The organism is Rhodococcus sp. NPDC006774, assembly GCF_040636045.1.
Classification (GTDB): Bacteria; Actinomycetota; Actinomycetes; order Mycobacteriales; family Mycobacteriaceae; genus Rhodococcoides.
Genome location: NZ_JBEYIW010000008.1, coordinates 21,058 through 42,009, shown reverse-complemented (window position 1 = coordinate 42,009; position 20,952 = coordinate 21,058). Strand labels below are relative to the sequence as shown.

The 20,952-nt window shown below is 65.0% G+C and carries 23 protein-coding genes and 4 tRNA genes; 8 read left to right on the top strand and 19 right to left on the bottom strand.

Features of this window, described 5'->3' with window-relative positions; translation table 11 throughout:
* Window positions 1-18: 18 nt before the first annotated feature.
* The 9 genes from secF to ABZ677_RS14270 all read right to left on the bottom strand — a co-directional run bounded on the left by secF (window position 19) and on the right by ABZ677_RS14270 (window position 8,412).
* Complete coding sequence (gene secF, locus ABZ677_RS14310; RefSeq protein ID WP_037189423.1) at window positions 19-1,200, bottom strand: protein translocase subunit SecF; 1,182 nt, start codon at window positions 1,198-1,200, stop codon at window positions 19-21.
* A gap of 1 nt (window position 1,201) precedes the next feature.
* On the bottom strand, window positions 1,202-2,995 hold the full coding sequence (gene secD / locus ABZ677_RS14305; RefSeq protein ID WP_358370358.1) for a protein translocase subunit SecD: 1,794 nt from the start codon (window positions 2,993-2,995) through the stop codon (window positions 1,202-1,204).
* Window positions 2,996-3,156: 161 nt separating this feature from the next.
* Window positions 3,157-3,567, bottom strand: a complete 411-nt coding sequence (gene yajC, locus ABZ677_RS14300) for a preprotein translocase subunit YajC (RefSeq protein WP_358370356.1) — start codon at window positions 3,565-3,567, stop codon at window positions 3,157-3,159.
* Window positions 3,568-3,705: 138 nt separating this feature from the next.
* Window positions 3,706-4,734 carry a Holliday junction branch migration DNA helicase RuvB gene (gene ruvB, locus ABZ677_RS14295; protein WP_052047563.1) on the bottom strand — a complete coding sequence of 343 codons (1,029 nt, stop codon included), beginning with the start codon at window positions 4,732-4,734 and terminating at the stop codon, window positions 3,706-3,708.
* Window positions 4,735-4,788: 54 nt separating this feature from the next.
* Window positions 4,789-5,394, bottom strand: a complete 606-nt coding sequence (gene ruvA / locus ABZ677_RS14290; protein WP_037189426.1) for a Holliday junction branch migration protein RuvA — start codon at window positions 5,392-5,394, stop codon at window positions 4,789-4,791.
* A complete protein-coding gene (ruvC, locus tag ABZ677_RS14285; RefSeq protein WP_037189428.1) occupies window positions 5,391-6,008 on the bottom strand; it encodes a crossover junction endodeoxyribonuclease RuvC in 618 nt (205 codons plus the stop codon). Before ruvC ends, ruvA begins: the two co-directional genes overlap by 4 nt.
* Window positions 6,009-6,115: 107 nt before the next feature.
* Complete coding sequence (locus ABZ677_RS14280) at window positions 6,116-6,874, bottom strand: YebC/PmpR family DNA-binding transcriptional regulator (RefSeq protein WP_037189429.1); 759 nt, start codon at window positions 6,872-6,874, stop codon at window positions 6,116-6,118.
* An 87-nt stretch (window positions 6,875-6,961) separates the two neighbouring features.
* Window positions 6,962-7,564, bottom strand: coding sequence for a pyridoxal 5'-phosphate synthase glutaminase subunit PdxT (gene pdxT / locus ABZ677_RS14275; protein WP_358370351.1), 603 nt, complete (start codon window positions 7,562-7,564; stop codon window positions 6,962-6,964).
* Window positions 7,561-8,412, bottom strand: coding sequence for an acyl-CoA thioesterase II (locus ABZ677_RS14270; RefSeq protein WP_037189431.1), 852 nt, complete (start codon window positions 8,410-8,412; stop codon window positions 7,561-7,563). Before ABZ677_RS14270 ends, pdxT begins: the two co-directional genes overlap by 4 nt.
* A gap of 41 nt (window positions 8,413-8,453) precedes the next feature.
* Between ABZ677_RS14270 and ABZ677_RS14265 the strand changes: the two genes are divergently transcribed.
* Window positions 8,454-9,104 carry a hypothetical protein gene (locus tag ABZ677_RS14265; protein WP_252342149.1) on the top strand — a complete coding sequence of 217 codons (651 nt, stop codon included), beginning with the start codon at window positions 8,454-8,456 and terminating at the stop codon, window positions 9,102-9,104.
* Between the two features lie 10 nt (window positions 9,105-9,114).
* On the opposite strand, the gene pdxS is transcribed toward ABZ677_RS14265, so the two are convergent.
* The 9 genes from pdxS to ABZ677_RS14220 all read right to left on the bottom strand — a co-directional run bounded on the left by pdxS (window position 9,115) and on the right by ABZ677_RS14220 (window position 17,295).
* A complete protein-coding gene (pdxS, locus tag ABZ677_RS14260; protein WP_255137701.1) occupies window positions 9,115-9,990 on the bottom strand; it encodes a pyridoxal 5'-phosphate synthase lyase subunit PdxS in 876 nt (291 codons plus the stop codon).
* Window positions 9,991-10,240: 250 nt separating this feature from the next.
* Window positions 10,241-11,266, bottom strand: a complete 1,026-nt coding sequence (locus ABZ677_RS14255; RefSeq protein ID WP_358370347.1) for an NUDIX domain-containing protein — start codon at window positions 11,264-11,266, stop codon at window positions 10,241-10,243.
* Window positions 11,266-12,390, bottom strand: a complete 1,125-nt coding sequence (locus tag ABZ677_RS14250) for a glycosyltransferase family 4 protein (protein WP_358370344.1) — start codon at window positions 12,388-12,390, stop codon at window positions 11,266-11,268. Before ABZ677_RS14250 ends, ABZ677_RS14255 begins: the two co-directional genes overlap by 1 nt.
* Window positions 12,387-13,292, bottom strand: a complete 906-nt coding sequence (locus ABZ677_RS14245; protein ID WP_037189435.1) for a phosphatidylinositol mannoside acyltransferase — start codon at window positions 13,290-13,292, stop codon at window positions 12,387-12,389. The genes ABZ677_RS14250 and ABZ677_RS14245 overlap by 4 nt, the downstream gene beginning before the upstream one ends.
* Complete coding sequence (pgsA, locus tag ABZ677_RS14240; protein WP_094741995.1) at window positions 13,289-13,972, bottom strand: phosphatidylinositol phosphate synthase; 684 nt, start codon at window positions 13,970-13,972, stop codon at window positions 13,289-13,291. Before pgsA ends, ABZ677_RS14245 begins: the two co-directional genes overlap by 4 nt.
* Window positions 13,973-13,997: 25 nt before the next feature.
* Entirely contained in the window at window positions 13,998-14,540 is a 543-nt protein-coding gene (locus ABZ677_RS14235; RefSeq protein WP_037189437.1) for an HIT domain-containing protein, read from the bottom strand.
* A gap of 2 nt (window positions 14,541-14,542) precedes the next feature.
* Window positions 14,543-16,603, bottom strand: coding sequence for a threonine--tRNA ligase (thrS, locus tag ABZ677_RS14230; RefSeq protein WP_358370610.1), 2,061 nt, complete (start codon window positions 16,601-16,603; stop codon window positions 14,543-14,545).
* A 102-nt stretch (window positions 16,604-16,705) separates the two neighbouring features.
* Window positions 16,706-17,107: a TIGR02611 family protein gene (locus tag ABZ677_RS14225; RefSeq protein WP_037190070.1), complete on the bottom strand. Its 402-nt coding sequence runs from the start codon at window positions 17,105-17,107 to the stop codon at window positions 16,706-16,708.
* 116 nt (window positions 17,108-17,223) lie between these two features.
* Window positions 17,224-17,295, bottom strand: a tRNA-Val gene (locus ABZ677_RS14220).
* A gap of 243 nt (window positions 17,296-17,538) precedes the next feature.
* Here ABZ677_RS14220 and ABZ677_RS14215 point away from each other — a divergent pair.
* From ABZ677_RS14215 to ABZ677_RS14205, 3 genes are all read left to right on the top strand, one after another.
* A tRNA-Gly gene (locus ABZ677_RS14215) sits at window positions 17,539-17,610 on the top strand.
* Window positions 17,611-17,627: 17 nt separating this feature from the next.
* Window positions 17,628-17,698: transfer RNA gene (locus ABZ677_RS14210), tRNA-Cys, on the top strand.
* 37 nt (window positions 17,699-17,735) lie between these two features.
* Window positions 17,736-17,810, top strand: a tRNA-Val gene (locus ABZ677_RS14205).
* An 80-nt stretch (window positions 17,811-17,890) separates the two neighbouring features.
* Here the strand turns inward: ABZ677_RS14205 and ABZ677_RS14200 are convergent.
* Window positions 17,891-18,760 carry a bile acid:sodium symporter family protein gene (locus ABZ677_RS14200; protein ID WP_358370340.1) on the bottom strand — a complete coding sequence of 290 codons (870 nt, stop codon included), beginning with the start codon at window positions 18,758-18,760 and terminating at the stop codon, window positions 17,891-17,893.
* A 181-nt stretch (window positions 18,761-18,941) separates the two neighbouring features.
* On the opposite strand from ABZ677_RS14200, the gene ABZ677_RS14195 reads away from it, so the two are divergent.
* Genes ABZ677_RS14195 through ABZ677_RS14180 form a run of 4 tightly spaced genes read left to right on the top strand, consistent with a single transcriptional unit; the run spans window position 18,942 to window position 20,952 of the window.
* Window positions 18,942-19,259 carry a hypothetical protein gene (locus ABZ677_RS14195; protein WP_358370337.1) on the top strand — a complete coding sequence of 106 codons (318 nt, stop codon included), beginning with the start codon at window positions 18,942-18,944 and terminating at the stop codon, window positions 19,257-19,259.
* On the top strand, window positions 19,252-19,959 hold the full coding sequence (locus tag ABZ677_RS14190) for an alpha/beta family hydrolase (protein WP_358370334.1): 708 nt from the start codon (window positions 19,252-19,254) through the stop codon (window positions 19,957-19,959). The genes ABZ677_RS14195 and ABZ677_RS14190 overlap by 8 nt, the downstream gene beginning before the upstream one ends.
* 16 nt (window positions 19,960-19,975) lie before the next feature.
* The gene (locus ABZ677_RS14185; protein ID WP_052047498.1) at window positions 19,976-20,428 is read left to right on the top strand and encodes a hypothetical protein; all 453 of its coding nucleotides are present in this window, start codon (window positions 19,976-19,978) and stop codon (window positions 20,426-20,428) included.
* Entirely contained in the window at window positions 20,425-20,952 is a 528-nt protein-coding gene (locus ABZ677_RS14180) for a GNAT family N-acetyltransferase (protein ID WP_358370331.1), read from the top strand. Before ABZ677_RS14185 ends, ABZ677_RS14180 begins: the two co-directional genes overlap by 4 nt.

Here is a 20,952-nt window from a genome sequence, read left to right as displayed (position 1 = left end):
TCCCTGTCGAGGGTGGTTCTACCGACGCTTCTTGTTTCGTTTCCCGGTGGGGCGGTTGCCCGGCTGCGGAGCCGACGCCTTCGGGGCGGCCACACCGACGGCAACCGGCTCCGGAGCGAGGCCGGCTGCGCGGGCTGCCGCTTCGGCGCGCTTGGAGTGGACCTTGCGGGTATGGACTGCGACGGGGCCCCACTTCTCCTTGAGCGTCACCAGCAACGGAGTGGCGAAGAAGATCGACGAGTAGGCACCGACGATCATGCCGACCAACTGCACCAGAGCCAGATCCTTCAGCGTGCCCACTCCGAGTAGCCATACCGCGATGATCATGAGTGCGATCACCGGGAGGACACCGATCACGGTGGTGTTGATCGAGCGCATCAGGGTCTGGTTGACGGCCAGGTTCGCCTGTTCGGCGTACGTCTTGCGATGCAGGTTCAGGATGCCGCGGGTGTTCTCCTCGACCTTGTCGAACACCACCACAGAGTCGTACAGCGAGAAACCGAGGATCGTCAGCAGGCCGATCACGGTTGCCGGCGTCACCTCGAATCCGACGAGCGAGTACACGCCTGCGGTCACCAGGAGGTCGAATCCCAAGGCGGCCAGCGCCGCCAACGCCATGTCTCGCTCGTACCGGACAGCGATGTAGATGCTGACGATGACCAGGAAGACTACGAGCGCGATCAGAGCTTTCTGGGTGATCTGGCTGCCCCAGGTCTCGCTGACGTCCGACACGCTGATGGCGTTGGGGGTCGCGGTACCCGAGTTGTCCTGCGGCTGGAATGCCTCGAACAACGCCTGGCGAAGAGTGTCCACTTCGGCGGGGTCGAGAGCTTCGGAGCGAATCTGCACCGTTGCTGCGGCACCCGCACCGACGGTCTGTACCGACACCGGCGGCATGCCGAGCGCGTCGTCGTACACGGTCTCGACCTGCTCGGTGGTGATGTTGTCGGCCGCGGGCAGCGCGATCCGGGTTCCGCCCTCGAAGTCGATACCGAGGGTGAAGCCGCGAACGAGGAAGCTCAGCAGGCACACGAGCACGATGACGCCGGTGAGGATGTAGTAGAACCGGCGACGACCGACGATGTCGAAGGCACCGGTACCGGTGTACAACCTGGACAGCCAGCTGTGCTTCGGCTGGGTGGATTGATCGACACCCGAATCGTCGAGGGGCGATGGGGTCGACGTGGTCGTGTCCGACATGTCATGCCTCCTTCGACGGCGCAGTGCCGGTCTTGACGGCGAGTGCCTTGTTGGCTGCGCGCTTGCGTTCGAGCGCGATCTGCTGGACGGCACCGAGTCCGTTGACGGACGGCTTGGACCAGAAGGTGGATTTCGATGCCAGGTACACCAGCGGCCATGTCACCAGCACCACGACTATGATGTCCAGGATCGTCGTCAGTCCGAGGGTGAACGCGAAGCCGCGGACCTGACCGACCGCCAACACGTAGAGCACTGCGGCAGCGATGAAGCTCACCGCATTGCCCGACAGGATCGTCTTGCGGGCGCGTGCCCAACCGCGAGGAACCGCCGATCGGAAGCTGCGGCCCTCCCTGATCTCGTCCTTGATGCGCTCGAAGAACACCACGAACGAGTCCGCGGTCATACCGATACCGATGATCAGGCCTGCGATGCCTGCGAGGTCGAGTGTGAAGCTGATCCATCGGCCCAACAGAACGATGATTCCGTAGACCACGAGACCGGCCAGCGCCAACGACAGCGCAGTGAGCAGCCCGAGGGCACGGTAGTAGAGCAGGCAGTAGACCAACACCAGCGCCAGTCCGATGGCACCGGCGAGCAGACCTGCTTCGAGCGAGGCCAATCCCAGTGTTGCCGACACCGTCTCGGCCTCGGAGGACACGAAGGAGAGCGGCAAAGAGCCGTACTTGAGGGTGTTGGCGAGCTCGGACGCGGTCTGGTTGTTGAAGTTGCCGGTGATCGAGGTGGCGCTGCCCGCTGGGGTGGCCCCCTGAATGACCGGTGCACTGATCACCTTCGAGTCCAGCACGAACGCAGCCTGCTTCTGCAGATTGGCCGCGGTGAACTGAGCCCAGGTGTTCGAGCCTTCCGAGTCGAACGTCAGGCTGACCTGGAACTGGGCCTGCTGACTGTCGAAGCCGGAGGTGGCGTCGGATATCTGCTGACCGTCGATGATCGTGGGACCGAGCAGGTAGACGGCCGTTCCGTCGGTCGAGCACGCCACGAGGGGCAGCGCCGGATCGTCGTTACCGGCGAGCGGGTCTGCTGCGTTGCAGTCGAGGGACTGCATCGCGAGCTGCTGGACCTGCGGGTCCTCGCTCTGCCGAAGCGTCTTGGCGTCGGCGATCTCCTGGGCAGCGCGATCCGCGTCGGACAGCGAAGCATCCGCGGCGGGATCGTCTGTCGCGGGTTCGTCGGTAGCGGGTGCGTCGGTCGCAGGAGCAGGCGTCGGATCGACCGCAGACGGATCCTGCGCCGGGAACACACGGTTCTGCGGAGTGGCCGGATCTACGGGCGCAGCCGGATCCGCCGAAGCAGCAGGGTCTGCCGGTGCCGCAGGATCGACCGGTGCCGCAGGATCGACCGGCGCGGCCGGGTCGACCGGGGTCTGCTGCGTGCCAGCACCCTCGCCCGTCGACGGAGCAACGGATCCAACGACGGGCCGGATGAACAGTCGCGCGGTCTGCCCGAGGGTCCGCGCCTGGGAGCTGTCGTCGCCGGGCACCGTGATGACGAGGTTGTCACCGTCGATGACCACCTCGGAGCCGGAGACACCGAGACCGTTGACGCGGGTCTCGATGATCTGCTGCGCCTGCTTCAAGCTGTCCTGCGTCGGTGCATTGCCGTCGGGGGTCCGCGCGGTGAGTGTCACGCGCGTGCCGCCCTGCAGGTCGATTCCCAACTTCGGCGAGGGGTCTTTGTCTCCGGTGAAGAAGACCATGGCGTACACCGCTGCCATCAGCACCGCAAAAACGGCGAGATAGCGGGCGGGTTGCACCGGTCCGCTGGAAGGTGCCACGGTGTGTGTTTCTCCTCTGAGGCGATGGAAAGTGTCGGTTCCTGCAGGGCCTGGCGGCCCGCTGTGTCAGCAGTGAGCGGTGCGATTGTGCACCACATCGGTCACCGCAGAGAAAACCGCTGCCGGATACTGTCTCCGACAGCGGTTCGTTCACATCGTGCTCACTCTTTTTCGAGCCTCTTCGACGTCTGCTCGATCGTCTCGTCCGGCCGGCTCGCGTCTGCCTTGCTCAGGGACGGACCCGCGGTGTCGTTCGAGCCGAGGGCCGCGAGGTCCGCATCGGTGGTCGCGTCGATGTCGGTGTCGTCGAACTCGGTGTCGTCGGGCAACACCTCACGTACGACTGCACGCGACCAGGTGGTGATGACGCCGTCGGCGATCTCCAGGTCGATCGTGTCGTCCTCGACCAGGACGACACGGGCGTACAGGCCTGCGGTGGTGACGACCTCGTCGCCGATCTTCAGCGAGTCCTGCATTTCCGTGGTCTTGGCCAACACCTTCTTCTGTCGACGCGCATTGAGAAACAGCGGTACCAGAAGGGCCACGATCAGCAGCGGAAACAGCAAATCCATCGGAAGGTCAGTCCTCGAAGTCGGGTTCGAAATACGTCATTGTCTCGTGCGAGAACGTCGCCGGTGCGGGCCTCGCAGCTACCCAGTGTGCCATTACCTGGAACCGGCCCGGTCCGTTCGTGTCCCGTTGTGCCCGATTCATTCGAATAATCCCTGCTGGACCTCCGAGGATCGGACCGAAATTCCTCCCACTGCGAGGTCCGGCGGCGGCGTCAGACCGAGGTGTTGCCACGCAGCAGCGGTCGCGACGCGCCCGCGGGGGGTACGGGCGATCATTCCGGCACGCACCAGGAACGGCTCGCACACTTCTTCGACCGTCGACGGTTCCTCGCCGACGGCGACGGCCAGTGTCGATACACCCACCGGTCCCCCGCCGAAGCTCCGGATGAGCGCGCTCAGTACTGCGCGGTCGAGTCGGTCGAGCCCGAGTTTGTCGACGTCGTAGACCACCAGCGCGGCCTTCGCGGTGTCCTGGGTGACGGTGCCGTCGCCACGGACGTCCGCGTAGTCGCGGACTCGACGGAGCAATCGGTTCGCGATTCGGGGGGTTCCGCGCGAGCGCCCGGCGATCTCTGCGCAGCCGTCCCGGTCGATCGGTACGCCCAGAATCCCTGCCGACCGCATCAGGATTCGTTCGAGCTCGCTGGGCTCGTAGAAATCCATGTGTGCCACGAATCCGAACCGATCGCGCAACGGCCCGGTCAGCGCACCCGACCTGGTGGTGGCACCGACGAGGGTGAACGGCGCGACCTCGAGTGGAATCGACGTCGCTCCCGGGCCCTTGCCGACGATGACGTCGACCCGGAAATCCTCCATCGCCAGGTACAGCATCTCCTCGGCCGGACGGGCGATGCGATGGATCTCGTCGATGAACAGCACGTCCCCTTCGACCAGGTTGCTGAGCATCGCCGCCAGATCACCTGCCCGCTCGAGCGCCGGACCCGACGTGAGCCGTAGCGAGGTTCCCAGCTCTGCCGCGATGATCATCGCCATACTGGTCTTGCCGAGGCCCGGCGGCCCGGACATGAGGATGTGATCGGGGGTGCCGCCACGCATCTTGGCACCCGACAACACGAGCTGGAGCTGCTCCCGCACGCGAGGTTGGCCGATGAAATCGGTGAGGTTCTTCGGACGCAGACTCGTTTCGACGTCCAAGTCGTCGGACATCGCGTCCGCACCGACCTGGGATTCGGCGAACTGGTCGCCCTCGGTCACCCGGGCCTACCTGGACTTGCCGAGGTACGCCAGCGCCGACCTCAACGCGGTCGACGTCGTGGCCTCCGGCTGCTGAGCGAGTACCGCGTCGGTTGCTTCCTCGGCCTGCTTCGTGGGGAATCCGAGACCGATCAGCGCTTCGACGATCTGGTCTCGCATCGAATTGCCCGCACCGGATCCCGGCACGGCCGCGCTTCCGGCTCGTCCGACCACCGCGTCGACCTTGTCGCGCAGCTCGACGACCATTCTCTCCGCGCCGCGCTTCCCGATACCGGGCACCCTGGTCAGAGCTCCGATATCACTGTCCGCCAACGCAGTTCGCAGCGCATCGGGCTCGTGTACAGCAAGAGTTGCCATGGCGATTCGCGGGCCGACGCCGGTCACGGTGAGGAGCAACTCGAACAGCTCACGCGACTCCTTGTCGGGGAACCCGTACAGCGTCTGCGAATCCTCACGCACGATCATGGTCGTCAAGAGGGTCGCTTCGCTCCCCCGGTGCAGCGTGGCCAACGTCGCCGGAGTGGCGTTGACCCGGTACCCGACGCCCGCCGCCTCGAGCACGGCGTGATCGAGCGCGATGTCGAACACCGAACCCCTGATCGACGCGATCATCGTGCGCCCGCCTCCTTCTTGGCCATCTTCTCGATCCTGCGTGCCACGACGGCACGCGCCTTGCGCTCCTCGGCCAGACGCGCGTCGTACTTGCGTTTCTGTTCAGCGGCCATCGCTTCGGCCTTCGCCATCCGGGCGATCATGGGCGCTCGCCAGCAGTGACAGATACCGAGGGCCAGAGCGTCGGCCGCGTCGGCGGGAGTCGGTGCGGTCTGCAGGCCGAGAATGCGCATGACCATGGCGGTCACCTGAGCCTTGTCGGCCGAGCCGTTGCCCGTGACTGCGGCCTTGACCTCGCTGGGAGTGTGGAAGCAGACGTCGACGCCGCGCCTGGCCGCCGCGAGGGCGATGACGCCACCGGCCTGGGCCGTGCCCATCGCCGTCCGCACATTGTGTTGGGCGAAGACTCGCTCGATCGCGACCACCGAGGGCTTGTGCGTATCGAGCCAGTACTCCGCGGCCTCGGAAATCCTCAGCAGACGCTGCGCGAGATCCATGTCCGCGGGCGTCCGCACCACATCGACATCGAGCGCGACCACCGTTCGGCCCACGCCACCCTCGATCAGACTGAGCCCACACCTGGTGAGACCGGGGTCGACACCCATCACCCGCACGCCACCACACCTTCCGCTTACGAACTGTTGTTCGATAGCGTAGCGGAGCCCACCGTCGGATCAGGGATACGACACCCGGTCGATCACGTCGTCGGGTGCGCCAGGCGTCAGTCCTCTGCGTCGAGCTCCGCCATGACCTCGTCGGAGAGGTCGACGTTGGACCACACGTTCTGGACGTCGTCACTGTCTTCGAGTGCATCGATGAGCTTGAACACCTTGCGTGCACCGTCGGCATCGACCGGAACGTTCACCGACGCCTGGAAGCTCGCCTCGGCCGAGTCGTAGTCGATTCCGGCCTCCTGCAACGCGGTGCGCACGGCGATCAGGTCGGTCGGCTCGCTGACGATCTCGAGGGTGTCACCGTTGTCGTTGACTTCCTCGGCACCGGCTTCGAGAACGGCCATCAGAACGTCGTCCTCGCTCTGACCGTTCTTCTCGAGGGTCACCACGCCCTTGCGCGAGAACAGGTAGGACACCGAACCCGGGTCGGCCATGTTTCCGCCGTTGCGAGTCATCGCGACACGCACCTCGCCTGCGGCGCGGTTGCGGTTGTCGGTGAGGCACTCGATGAGAATGGCGACACCGTTGGGTCCGTAGCCCTCGTACATGATGGTTTGCCAGTCGGCTCCACCGGTCTCTTCGCCCGCTCCGCGCTTACGGGCCCGCTCGATGTTGTCGATCGGAACCGAGGTCTTCTTCGCCTTCTGAATGGCGTCGAAGAGGGTCGGGTTGCCGGTGGGGTCACCGCCACCCGTGCGGGCCGCCACCTCGATGTTCTTGATGAGCTTGGCGAAAGACTTGCCGCGTCGGGCGTCGATCACCGCCTTCTTGTGCTTGGTGGTGGCCCATTTTGAGTGGCCGCTCATGCGATAGGGCCCCTTCCTGCTCGAAATCAGTGTTGTCGACTTTACTCGCCCGGTTCGGCGCTCGGCACCGACCGACCGTCGAAGGTTCTAGCGGCCTCGCACCATGTCGACGAAGAGTGCGTGTACTCGATCGTCGCCGGTGACCTCGGGGTGAAAGCTCGTCGCGAGAACGGAGTTCTGACGAACGGCCACCACGCGTCCGGCGGCCGGTCCGTGCGGCACCGTGGCGAGCACCTCGACGTGCTCGCCCACCCGCTCCACCCAGGGCGCTCGGATGAACACCGCCCGCACCGGCCCACCGTCGATGCCGATGACGTCGAGGTCGGTCTCGAAGGAATCGACCTGACGGCCGAAAGCGTTGCGTCGCACGGTGATGTCGAGGGAATCGAGATGCCGGGCGTCGGGCCTGGTGTCGAGAATCTCGGACGCCAGCAGGATCATGCCCGCGCACGAACCGTAGGCGGGCAGCCCGTCGGCCAACCGGGCGCGCAACGGTTCGATGAGATCGAACACGGCGAGCAGGTTACTCATGGTCGTCGATTCCCCGCCGGGGATGATCAGTCCGTCGATCTGCGCGAGCTCGGCGGGCCGACGCACCGTGACACCGCGCGCGCCGCTCGACTCGAGCGCCGCCAGATGTTCGCGAACGTCGCCCTGCAGTGCGAGAACTCCGATGGTCGGAGCGTTCACTTGCGCCCGAAGGGATCGACATGGGGCGCGTCGGGGTCCCGCTCGTACCGCATGAGACCTTCCTGCACCACCGCGGCAACCAGCCGTCCGGACGTGTCGAAGATTCGCCCCTGGGTCAGTGCGCGCCCGAAATCGGCCGAGGGCGACGTCTGGTCGTAGAGCAACCATTCGTCTGCCCGGAAGGGACGAAGGAACCACAGCGCGTGATCGAGCGAGGCCGTCTGCGTGACGGCGTCCGGGTGTGGCACCTTGGCCGATCCGAGCAGCGTCATGTCGCTCATGTAGGCGAGTGCGCAGACGTGGAACACCTGATCGTCGGGCAACGTGTCTCGGTAGCGGAACCACACACGTTGCTGCGCAGCGAAACTGGGATGCTTGACGGTCTGGTCATCAGGAATGAGACGGATGTCCCATTCCGACCACTCCTTGTAGTACGAGTGGTCGTACTCGGCGAGGGTGGTGGGATCGGGCAGGCTGTCCGGCCCCACGACCTCGGGCATGACGTCCTGATGCGAAATGCCGTCGTCGTCGCCGTGGAACGAGGCAGACATCGTGAAGATCGCCTTGCCGTGCTGAATTCCGGTGACGCGGCGCGTGCAGAACGAGCGTCCGTCGCGAATCCGGTCGACCATGAACACGGCCGGTTCGTTCGGATTACCCGGACGCAGGAAGTAGCCGTGCAGCGAGTGCACACGAAACTCGGGTGCCACTGTGCGCACCGCCGCGACGAGCGCCTGGCCCGCCACCTGACCGCCGAACGTACGGGGCAGCCGACTCGGGAAAGTCCGTCCCCGATAGATGTCGTTCTCGATCCGCTCCAATTCGAGAATGTCCTCGATGCTGGCCATGGCTGGTGTCCACCTTTCTGTGACAACGGCTCAGGCTAACAATGGACGGACCAGGCAAGATGGTCGGTGTGGGTCAACCGGTGCCGATATTTCCCGATCTTCTGGTGGAGTCGATCGTCGATTCGTGCCAGGACGGGGCGCGCTCGATCATCGTGATCGACGGCGCGGATGCCGCGCGGCCGGTCGACTTCGCCACGCGCACAGCCGAACACGCCCGCTCACGGGGCCGTCCGGCTGCCGTCGTCGACCTGCACGACTACGTCCGACCTGCATCGATTCGATTCGAGTACTCGCGCACCGACGAATTGAGCTATCGCACACTGTGGTTCGACTACGACGCCCTTGTTCGAGAGGTCATCGTCCCACTGCGGCCCGGTGGCGGAGGTCACTTTCTACCGCGACTGTGGGATGAGGCCGCCGACCGCTCGGCTCGGGCCCGCAGCGCCTCGGCGGCAGCGAATCAGATCGTCCTGATCGCGGGACCCATGCTGCTCGGACGGGGATTGAACGCCGACCTGTCGGTGCATCTACGCCTGTCCGCGAGCGCATTACGCCGCAGAACCAGCGCCGCCGATCAGTGGACGTGCGCCCCACTGATCGACTACTACGACAGCCTGGACCCCTCGGCCGAGCGGCCGGATTTTCTGGTCCGATGGGACCATCCGGACCGCCCGGCACTCGAACGCAACTGACGTGAAACCGTCACCAGCCACGTTCGGCGAGACGGTGTCCGACGGGGAGATCGTCGACGTTGATGCCGACCATGGCCTCGCCGAGACCGCGCGAGACCTTCGCGAGCACGTCGGGGTCGTCGAAGAACGTCGTGGCCTTGACGATCGCCTCGGCGCGCTCCTTGGGGTTGCCGGACTTGAAGATTCCCGATCCGACGAACACGCCCTCGGCACCGAGCTGCATCATCATCGCTGCGTCTGCGGGAGTCGCGATGCCGCCGGCGGTGAACAGTGTGACGGGCAGTTTGCCGGCCCGGGCGACCTCGACGACGAGGTCGTACGGGGCCTGCAGTTCCTTCGCCGCCACGTACAGCTCGTCCTCGGGAAGCGAGGTGAGACGACGGATCTCGTCGCGAATCTTGCGCATGTGCGTCGTCGCGTTCGAGACGTCGCCGGTTCCGGCCTCGCCCTTGGAGCGAATCATGGCCGCACCCTCGGTGATTCGACGCAGTGCCTCACCCAGGTTGGTGGCACCACAGACGAAAGGAACGGTGAAGTTCCACTTGTCGATGTGGTTGGCGTAATCGGCCGGGGTGAGCACCTCGGACTCGTCGATGTAGTCGACGCCGAGGCTCTGCAGGATCTGCGCTTCGACGAAGTGGCCGATGCGGGCCTTCGCCATCACCGGGATGCTGACCGAGGAGATGATGCTGTCGATCATGTCGGGATCGCTCATGCGCGACACCCCACCCTGAGCGCGAATGTCGGCGGGGACGCGCTCGAGTGCCATGACGGCCACTGCTCCGGCGTCTTCGGCGATCTTGGCCTGATCGGCGGTGACCACGTCCATGATGACGCCACCCTTGAGCATCTCGGCCATGCCCCGCTTGACGCGCGCGGTGCCGATTCCGTTCTCGCTCGACCCGCCTTCGGCCGATCCAGCGGGTGTAGTGGATGCGTGTGGGGTACTCAAGCCAACTCCTGTGTTCTGGGCACCGTTCGTGGTGCTCCGGATTGATACGGGCGACCACGTCCGGCCGCGCACGAGCGGACGATTGCGCGCGGCGCGAAGTCGCGCCCAGAACTGTAGGCCTCGACGCGGCGGTTTCCCATAACCACTTGACGATTGCTGGACTGCTCGAAAAGGGTCCAGATTGCTAGCGGATAGCGCGCACGTCCGGGTCGCCGCGTCGAGCGAGAGCCACGTTGACCTCGTCGAGCAGTTCGGCCAGATCCTGGGGATAGACGTTCTCGCCGACGGCGCTCAGCGCACGGATGTCGGCCTCTGTGCACCACTGGTGGCCGGTCACGGTGCGGCGCTCGAAGTCGGTGAAGCCGGCGCTCTGCGGCTCGAACTCCTGCGTTCGATGCGCGAAGAACAGTTCCTCGGAGCGGATCAGGATTCCGTTGAACGGGAACGTCGCAACCCGGCGCCACAGCGGACCGCGCAGATCGGCCGCGGCGACGGTCAGGCCGGTCTCTTCGTGTACCTCACGCACCGCAGCCTCGCGGAGCGACTCGCCCTTCTCCACTGCCCCACCGATGGTGAACCAGAAGAAAGTGTCGGGAACCGTCGGATCGTGTCCGCGCAGCAGCAGGACGCGGCCACGCTCGTCGAGCAGCACCACCCGCGCGGACGTTCTCGGAGTGGCACGGTTCTCGCTGCCGAACGCCGCGGCAGCAGACCGCTCGGCGATCTCGAAATACGACGGCAGGGCCGCGGTTCCGCCGAGGTGCAACCAGCGGACCGGGCGTCTGACGCGCAGCGCCAGGGTGTCGCGAACGGCATCGTTGTGAAAACGCCGTGCGATCAGCACGCGGGCCTCGGCGTCGGCGAGTTCGGCCACCAGTTGCGGGGGCAACGCGTTCGGTTCGACGACGGCCAGAGCCATGGACACCGCGTTCTCGGCCTCTTCGCGCTGCGACCGGTCTACGCGCTCGGCCCGATCGGCCAGTGCGGCAAGTTCTCTGCTCGACGGGGCCGAGTCTCGGGTGGCAGCGGACACCGCTCGCGCGACGACGGCACGGCGGGCGAGTGCTGCGTCGAGTGCCTGCCAGGCGAGGTCGGTGCGCACGTGGAGGCGGTCGAGTCGGTTCGCCGTTCCATACGCCCACAGGCCGACGACGAGGATCAGTACCGCGACCAGCCCGAGTACCAGGATCGTGAGCGCCGAGAGCGTCATCAGTTCGCCGCCCGCACTTTCTGGCCCCCGAGGGTGACGGTTTCGTAGACGCGCAGGATTTGCTCGGCGACGACGGGCCAGTCGTAGGTGGCCACGGCCACCGAAGCGGCGTCGACCAGGCGCTCACGAACGGAGTCGTCGGAGAGGATCGAGGTCACTGCGGCGGCAACGGCATCGGAATCGTCGATCGGGACCAGCAGCCCGCAGGTGCCGTCCCGCAGAACTCGACGGAATGCGTCGAGTTCGCTCGCCACCACCGGAGTTCCGGCGGCCATGGCCTCGACGAGGACGATGCCGAAGCTCTCACCGCCGAGGTTGGGTGCACAGTAGACGTCGGCGCTGCGCATCGCGGATGCCTTGGTCGCGTCGTCCACCTGCCCCAGGAACGTCAGGTGCGACGCGAGTGCGCCTGCGTCCTTGCGTAGCTTGTCCTCGTCGCCGCGCCCGACGATGAGGATCTCGATGTCCGGATGGGATTCGACGAGCGTGGGAAGGGCACCGAGCAGGACGGCCATTCCCTTGCGCGGTTCGTCGAAACGGCCGAGGAAGAGCACCGTGCGACCGGCGCGTGGATAGCCTTCCAGCACAGGGGCATCGGCGAACGCGGGCACGTCGACTCCGTTGGGGATCTCGACGGCGTCGGAGCCGAGGGCCTCGACCTGCCAGCGTCGGGCGAGTTCGGACACGGCGATTCGGCCGCTGATCTTCTCGTGGTACGGACGGAGCACACCCTGAAAGGTGCTGAGCACCAAGGACTTCGTCGTCGAGGTGTGGAAGGTTGCCACGATCGGGCCGTCGGCGGCCTTGAGCGCCAACATCGACAGGCTCGGCGCGTTCGGTTCGTGGATGTGTAGGACGTCGAAATCGTTGTCGGAGATCCACTTACGGATTCGAGAATAAGTGACCGGTCCGAATCGCAGGCGCGCGACGGATCCGTTGTACGGAATGGCGAGTGCCTCGCCCGCCGACACCACGAAGTCCGGCAACTCGACGTCCTCCGACGCCGGAGCCAGCACACTGACGCGATGTCCGCGTTCGATGAACACCTCGGCCAACTGCTGAACGTGCGCCTGCACTCCACCGGGAACGTCGAACGAGTACGGGCACACCATGCCGATCTTCACGCGCCCTCGATTCGGGCGCGTCGCTCGGCCGACCAGTCGCTCATCCACAGGGGTTGCAGCATGTGCCAGTCCGCCGGATGGGCTCGGATTCCGGCAGCGAAATGGTCGGCCAACGTCTGGGTGGCGGGGCCGACTCCGGCCGAGACGTCCACGGCGGGCGAGATGTCGAAGCCCCAGCCGTCGCCGTCGAAATAGCCGTGCACCGGCAGCAAAGTCGCTCCGGTGTCGATCGCGAGTTTCGCGGCGCCCGCGGGCATCCGGGTCGGTTCGCCGAAGAAGGTGACCGGTACTCCGTGCTTGGCGAGGTCTCGCTCGCCGAGCAGGCAAACGACCTTGTTCTGGCGCAGCCTTTCGGACAGCGCGAGAAGAGGCGGCTGCTCACCGCCGCTGAGTGGAAAGATCTCGAAGCCCAGGCTCTCCCGATAGGCGACGAATCGCTGGTACAGAGACTCCGGCTTCAGCCGTTCGGCAACGGTCGAGAGCCCACCGTGCGTGCGCACCAGCCACATTCCGGCCATGTCCCAGTTGCCGCTGTGCGGCAGCGCCAGCACCACTCCCTTACCGGCTGCGAGCGCACCCTCGAGATGTTCCTTACCGTTCACGCACCGATCGATGACGGCGGCCTGCGCAGCCAGATCCATCGACGGCAACCGAAACGCCTCACGCCAGTACCGGGCGTAGGAGCGAACACTGTCGCGTATCAGCTCGTCGGGCACCTCGGCTGGAGTGGTCCCGAGGACCCGAGCGAGATTGCGGCGCAATTGGTCTGGGCCACCGTTTCGGGTGGACGCAAAATCCGCGCCTCGATCGAAGAGACTTCTCGCCACACCCTCGGGCAGCGATCGGACAAGTCGCCACCCGGCTGCGTACCCGAGGTCGCTGGCTCTTTCCGAGACGTTCACGACGCGGCCACGTCGCCGTCGTCGGATACCGGTGCCACCGGAGGCACGATGATGTCGCGAGCACCCTCGGATCCACGGACTGCCAGAACGCGCTGGAACACGGTCACGATGCTCAGGGCGGCGAGAATCCACATCGCCGGGTAGATCACGCTGTCCAGCCACGGGATGTCGAAATGCCGTCCGACGCCGGTGAATCCGGCACCGACGAGAACGATGACCAAGCGATCCGGGCGTTCTATCCAACCCCCGTCCGCCGAGAGTCCGCTGGCCTCGGCGCGCGCCTTGGCGTAGGAGATCACCTGGGAGGTGACCAGGCAGATCAGGGTGGCAACGAGCAGTAGCTTGTCCTGCTCGGAGTACACCGCCCACCAGGCCAGGCCGCCGAAGATCGCACCGTCGGCCACTCGATCGCACGTCGCATCGAGGACGGCACCGTACTTCGTGCCACCGCCCCGAGCCCGCGCCATGGCACCGTCGAGCATGTCGAACAACACGAACAGGGTGATGACGACCGAACCCCACCACAGGTAGCCGGCGGGGTACATCGTGACCGCGGCCGTGATGGTGACGACGGTGCCGATGATCGTCACGGAGTTGGGGGTCAGCCCGGTGCTGTTGAGGGCACGCCCGAGCGGGGCGGTCACCTTCGAGACCGGCGCACGGCCGAAAATGCTCAGCACGGCGCGTGCTCCTCTCGCCTGTGGTTCATTCGTTCCAGGCCGACGCGAGCAGGGCCCGAGTGTCTCGGAGCAACTGCGGCATGACTTTTGCGCCGCTGATCACGGTGATGAAGTTCGCGTCGCCGCCCCACCGGGGCACGATGTGCTGATGCAGGTGCTCGGCCAACGACCCGCCCGCGGCTGCGCCCAGGTTGAGTCCCACGTTGAAACCGTGCGGACGTGACACCCGCTTGATGACGCGAATCATCTGCTGAGTGAATGCCATCAACTCGGCGCTCTCCGCGGGCGTGAGGTCTTCCAGTGCTGCGACGCGGCGATACGGCACGATCATCGCGTGGCCGGGGTTGTAGGGGTACAGGTTGAGGACCGCGTACACCGACTCGCCTCGTGCGACGACGAGACCGTCCTCGTCGCTCATCTTCGGAATGTCGGTGAAGGGCTCGTTCGACTTCGCCGACCCCTGGGGAGCCTCGGCGATGTAGGACATCCGGTGCGGCGTCCACAGTCGCTGCAGCCGATCGGGCTCACCGGCTCCGGTGACGACGATCGACTCGTCCTGTTCCGACATGATCAGCTCACTCCTGCGGGTTCGGTCTGCACGAGCTCGGCGGTCGGTGATGCGTTGTTGCGCTGGGAGATCCAGTCGGTGACGACAGTGATTGCCTGTGCCACGGGGACGCCGTTGACCTGAGTGCCGTCCCGGAATCGGAAGCTCACGGCACCGGCTTCGACGTCCCGTTCGCCGGCGAGCAGCATGAAGGGGACCTTCTGGGCGGTCTGGTTGAAGATCTTCTTCTGCATCCGGTCGTCACTGGCATCGACCTCGGCGCGCACTCCGCGCTTCTTGAGCTCGTTCACCACCGCGAACAAGTGGTCCTGGTAGACCTCGGCAACCGGGATTCCGACGACCTGGACCGGAGCGAGCCAGGCCGGGAAGGCGCCCGCGTAATGCTCGGTGAGCACTCCGAAGAAGCGTTCGATGGAACCGAACAGCGCGCGGTGAATCATCACCGGGCGTTCCTTGGTTCCGCCCGAGCCGGTGTATTCGAGCTCGAAGCGTTCGGGCAGGTTGAAGTCGAGCTGAATGGTCGACATCTGCCAGGTGCGCCCCAGAGCATCCTTGGCCTGCACCGAGATCTTCGGTCCGTAGAACGCGGCACCACCCGGATCGGGCACCAGGTTCAGGCCCGACGCCGCCGCTACCTCGGCGAGGGTGTTGGTCGCTTCTTCCCAGACCTCGTCGCTGCCGACCGACTTCTCCGGGTTGCGAGTGGAGAGTTCGAGGTAGAAATCGTCGAGGCCGTAGTCCTTGAGCAGCCCGAGAACGAATTCGAGGGTGCTGGTGAGCTCGCCGCGCATCTGCTCACGGGTGCAGAAGATGTGTGCGTCGTCCTGGGTCATGCCGCGCACGCGGGTCAGACCGTGGATAACGCCGGACTTCTCATAGCGGTAGACCGAGCCGAACTCGAACAGGCGCAACGGCAATTCGCGGTACGAGCGGCCGCGGGAACGGAAGATCAGGTTGTGCATCGGGCAGTTCATCGGCTTGAGGTAGTAATCCTGGCCGGGCTTGCGCACGTCGCCGTTCTCGTCGAGTTCGGCGTCCAGGTGCATCGCCGGGAACATGCCGTCCCGGTACCAGTCGAGGTGACCGGAGACCTCGTAGAGATGGCCCTTGGTGATGTGCGGGGTGTTGACGAACTCGTAGCCCTCTTCGATGTGCCGCTGGCGCGAGTAGTTCTCCAGCTCGTTGCGGATCACGCCACCCTTGGGATGGAACACCGGCAGACCGGAGCCCAGTTCGTCGGGGAAGCTGAACAGGTCCAGCTCGGATCCGAGCTTGCGGTGATCGCGACGTTCCGCCTCCGCCAGCAGTTCGAGATGAGCGTCGAGTGCTTCGGCGGACTCCCACGCAGTTCCGTAGATGCGCTGCAGTCCGGCGTTGTCCTGATTGCCGCGCCAGTACGCAGCCGAACTGCGGGTGAGCTTGAACGCGGGCACGTACTTGGTGGTGGGGATGTGCGGTCCGCGGCACAGATCGCCCCAGATGCGCTCGCCGGTCCGGGGATTGAGGTTGTCGTAGGCGGTCAGCTCTCCCACACCGACCTCCATGACCTCGGGATCGTCGATGCCGGACTTGTCGTCGATCAGTTCGAGCTTGTACGGCTCGTTCGCCAACTCCTCGCGGGCCTGCTCCACCGACTCGTACACCCGACGCGAGAAACGCTGTCCGGCTTTGACGATCTGCTTCATCTTCTTCTCGAGTGCCGTCAGATCCTCGGGCGTGAATGGCTGCTTCACGTCGAAGTCGTAGTAGAAGCCGTCCTTGATGAACGGTCCGATGCCCAGCTTGGCGTCGGGGAAGAGCTCTTGAACGGCCTGCGCAAGCACGTGCGCAGCCGAGTGCCTGATGACGCTTCGTCCGTCCTCGGTGTTCGCCGGAACGGGCTCGGCCTCGGTGTCGTCCTCCGGTGCCCAGGACAGGTCACGGAGCTTGCCGTCGGGATCGCGCACGACGACGATGGCGTCGGGTCCCTTGTTCGGCAGGCCGGTGTCGCGGAGCGCCGTACCTGCCGTGGTTCCGGCCGGCACCATGATGCGGGCGGGCGAAACAGCGGCGACAACGGGCATGCTCACAGCGATGTACTCCTCGATCGGTTCTTCTGGCCAGGAAGGCCTCCGACAGCCTATCGGCAACAGTCCACTCGATTGGCCTCAGCGCGACGAGTGACGTCAGATCGGGCTTTCGAGCCACGTCCAGTCGAGACCGATCCAGCCCCCGACCAACGCGAACGTGCCCAGCAACCACAGCGTTGCCAGCACGACGACGGTGGTGAACAGCACGCCGAGACCCTTCACGAACATGGACTGCTTCGAGAACCACGCCATGAAGGCGTCGTATCTCTTGCGGACGAACCGCAGCGCACTCTTGGCCCACGCGAATTCCGAGGCCAGGATGCCCAGGCCCGCGAACACGATCAGCCAGCCGGGCCCCGGGTACGGAATGGCGAGTACGCCCAGCACCAACACGACTGTTCCGACCACGCCGACCGTTATTCGGTACGCAAGATCGAGGGACTTGTTCTCGGCGATGCGCGCCCGGAAACGCCGGTGCTTCACCTTGGCTGTGTCCATCGGACCCTGGTCGGCGACGGCCCGGGGCTTCGACTGTTCGGTGCTCACCGGCTCAGGTTACCGGCCTCGAACGAAAGAAGGCCCGCACCGACTGGCGGTGCGGGCCTTCTTTTCTGTGGTCCCGGCTGGGATCGAACCAGCGACCTTCCGCGTGTGAAGCGGACGCTCTCCCACTGAGCCACGGGACCGAACGAGGCAAAACATTAACACGAGGTGCCGCGGCGAACCGAATCGCCTGTCCGATCGCCGAACACGTCGACTTACTGCCTCCGCAGGACTGCTCTCGCCTCTGCTTTCACACCTTTCACACGCGCCGATCTACCGAATTCGATGCCTGACCACGAGATTTGTGAGTTTCACTCCCGTTGGGTTAATGTTTTCCCCGCACCACGGAGACAACAACTGCCCAGCAGTGAGCGCCTCCGGGGTATGCGGATGTGGCGCAGTGGTAGCGCATCACCTTGCCAAGGTGAGGGTCGCGGGTTCGAATCCCGTCATCCGCTCGAGGGTCTCGACCCATGGTGGAGTGGCCGAGTGGTGAGGCAACGGCCTGCAAAGCCGTGCACACGGGTTCGATTCCCGTCTCCACCTCGCTAGTGCATCGGTTGCAAGATCGATGCGAGGACACGCGCGATTAGCTCAGCGGGAGAGCGCTTCCCTGACACGGAAGAGGTCACTGGTTCAATCCCAGTATCGCGCACCACAGCACAAACAAGTCAGGCCCCCTTTCGAGGGGGCCTGACTTGTTTGTGCTGGAGTCGCATTCGATCCGTCTGCCCGACGTCATAACGAGACCCGTGTGCGGGTCCGTCCGGTGACCAGATAGCCGAATGCTGTGGCCAATACGTACATGAGGAACGAGTAGACGGCGGCCGGTATCGCCACCTCGGTGCTTTCGAGCACGCTCAACGCGACCGTGAGGGCAACGGTGGTGTTATGGATTCCGATTTCCATCGAGATCGCGATGGACTGCGGCTCACCCATCTTCAGCAGTCGCGCAGCACCGTAACCGATGGCCAGGCTTGCGAAGCAGAACAACCCCGTCACCAGTCCGACCTGTTCGAGGTAACCGACAACGTTGGATCGCTCGCCGACAAGAGCGCCGACCGCCACCAACACCAAGATGACGATCGAGAAGATCCGCACCGGTCGATCCGCGCGTTCGGCGAACGCCACGGAGCGACTGCGCACCAGCATTCCGAGTGCCACCGGAATCAGCACGATGGCTATGACCTGCACTATTTTGCCGAACTGCAGGCCCAATTCACCGTCTGCATCGAAGTAAGCGATGGCGAAGTTGGTGATGACGGGAATGGTCACGGCCGCCAGAACCGAATTGACCGCAGTCAACGTGATGTTGAGCGCGACGTCCCCACGGAACAGGTGCGAGAACAGGTTCGCGGTGGTCCCGCCCGGCGAGGCGGCCAGCAGCATCACTCCGACAGCCAGCAATGGCGGCAGGTCGAACAGCAGAATCAGTCCGAATGCGAGAACGGGAAGAACCAAGATTTGGAGAGCCAGGGCCATCACAACGGCCCGCGGCGTGCGCGCGGTGCGTCGGAAATCCTCGACGGTCAGCGACAGTCCCAGTCCGAACATGATGATCGCGAGTGCGATTGGCAGAAACGTCGAGATCAATACCGAGTCGTTCATGGATTCCTTCTGGTGCGGGAAACGTGACATGAGTGTGCGGCATTCGTCCGTTTCTGGCGAGAGTTCGACGAAGAGAATGGAAATGAGTTGTTCGGCGGTCGATTCGACCTTTGCGACGGGTCATCGGCGCGCATCCCGAAATCAATTGTGGTGATTCACGCCATAGAAGTGCACAGTGGAGATGACGCACACACTTCGATGGAAGGACACTCACGTGTCGGACGATGCTCAGAGCGAACCCACAGTCGACGACGCCACCCTGGAGGAAGCGAAGAAGTCCGTCGAGGGCCTCGACGACCGGTATCGCCCCGGTGCCCGGCCCACCGTGGCCCTTCCGGGAACCAACGGCACCGTCGCCGGGACCGCCTTCGCCGACATGGTCGACGACAACGGTGAGATGGTGGACGCCGATAACCAGGACTCCACCGACTCCGACAGCCCTACTGACACGGATCACGCCGACACCCAGGAAAAGGTAACGTCCTCGAACGATGCCTGAACTCGATGGTCCCGACGCCCCCGCCGACATCGATCTCGGCGGGGGCGTCGCCTTTCTGCACACCCCCTCGATGCCGTCACGGGGCGGCCTCGCTCTCACGCACGGTGCGGGCGGCAACTGCGAGTCGCTTCTGCTGCAGCGCATGGCGTCGGTATGGACAGCAGCCGGCTTCACGGTGCTGCGTTTCGACCTTCCTTTCCGAGTACGCAAGCCCAAGGGGCCGCCACACCCGTCCCGGTCGGCCGAGGACCGGCTGGGCATCGCCGCTGCCGTCGACCGCCTTCGCGCCGAGACCGGCGGATTCATCGCATTCGGTGGGCATTCCTACGGTGGCAGACAAGGGTCGATAATCGCGGCCGAGCAACCAGGTCTCGTCGACGGACTCGTTCTGACCTCCTATCCCCTGCACCCGCCGGGCAAGCCGGAGAAAGCTCGTACCCAGCACCTGCCCGAACTGCGAACACCGACGGTGATGGTGCACGGCACGAAGGATCCGTTCGGCACCACTGCCGAATCGATCGCTGCGCTCGCGCTCGTCCCGGCCCCCACGCTGCTCGTCGACATCGAGGGTGCAGGCCACGACCTTGCTCCGATCAAGTACGACGCAGCCACGAAGACCCTTGCCGGTGCCTCCTCGTTGTTCGGTGGCCCGACGTCCGATTCGTCGGTTGTCGTCCCGCTCTTCGACCCGTCGCGCTGAAGTGGTCTACTAAGGCATGCCGACCTGGGGATGGTTCATCGTGGCGTTGGTCCTCGTCGACGCCGCAGTGCTGGCAGCGTGGCTGCTGGCCCGCAAGAAGCCCGGCACGTCCCCGGCGGGCTCGCACACCATCGGGCTCGTCGGTCTCGACGAGGGTGCCCGCGCAGATATTCATCGGCTGCTTGCCGCGAACAAGAAGATCCAGGCCATCAAGGTCTTTCGTCAACGGACAGGTGCCGGTCTCCTCGACGCGAAGAACGCGATCGAAAGCGTCCAACGCGGCGAGCCCTTTCCGTCCTCGGCCACCATCGTCGACGCCGCTCACTCCGGTCCGACACCCTGGGACGATCTGATCCCGCGATTGCAGTCACTGAAATCGGAGGGCAAAGCGATCTCGGCGATCAAGCTGCTTCGTGACCGAACCGGTCTGTCGTTGAGCGATGCCAAGAACGCGGTGGATCTGCTGTGACCGTGCGCGTGGCAGCACTCGCCGATGCACATCGCGTCGCCGAGGTGGCCGCGTCGACTTTTCCGCTCGCCTGCCCGCCGGGAACCCGGCCCGAGGACATCGAGCAGTTCATCTCCACCGTGTTGTCGGCCGAGCACTTCGAGAACTACATCGCCGACGCTGCCCGGACGGTCCTCGTCGACGAAACCGTCGATGCCGACGTCGTTGGCTACGCGATGCTCGTGTCGGGAACTCCTACGGACCCGGACATTCGCGCGACCCTCTCCCACCATCCGACCACGGAGATCAGCAAACTCTATGTGCGGCCGACCCAGCACGGCAGCGGAGCAGCAGGGCGATTGATGACGTCATCGCTCGTCCATGCACGTGACTCCGGTTGTGCGACAGCATGGTTGGGCGTCAATCAGCAGAACGTGCGGGCCCAGAAGTTCTACGCCAAACACGGCTTCGAGATCGTGGGCACCAAGACGTTCGTCGTCGGGGTCCAGACGCACGACGACTACGTCATGCAGGTGCGGCTGTGA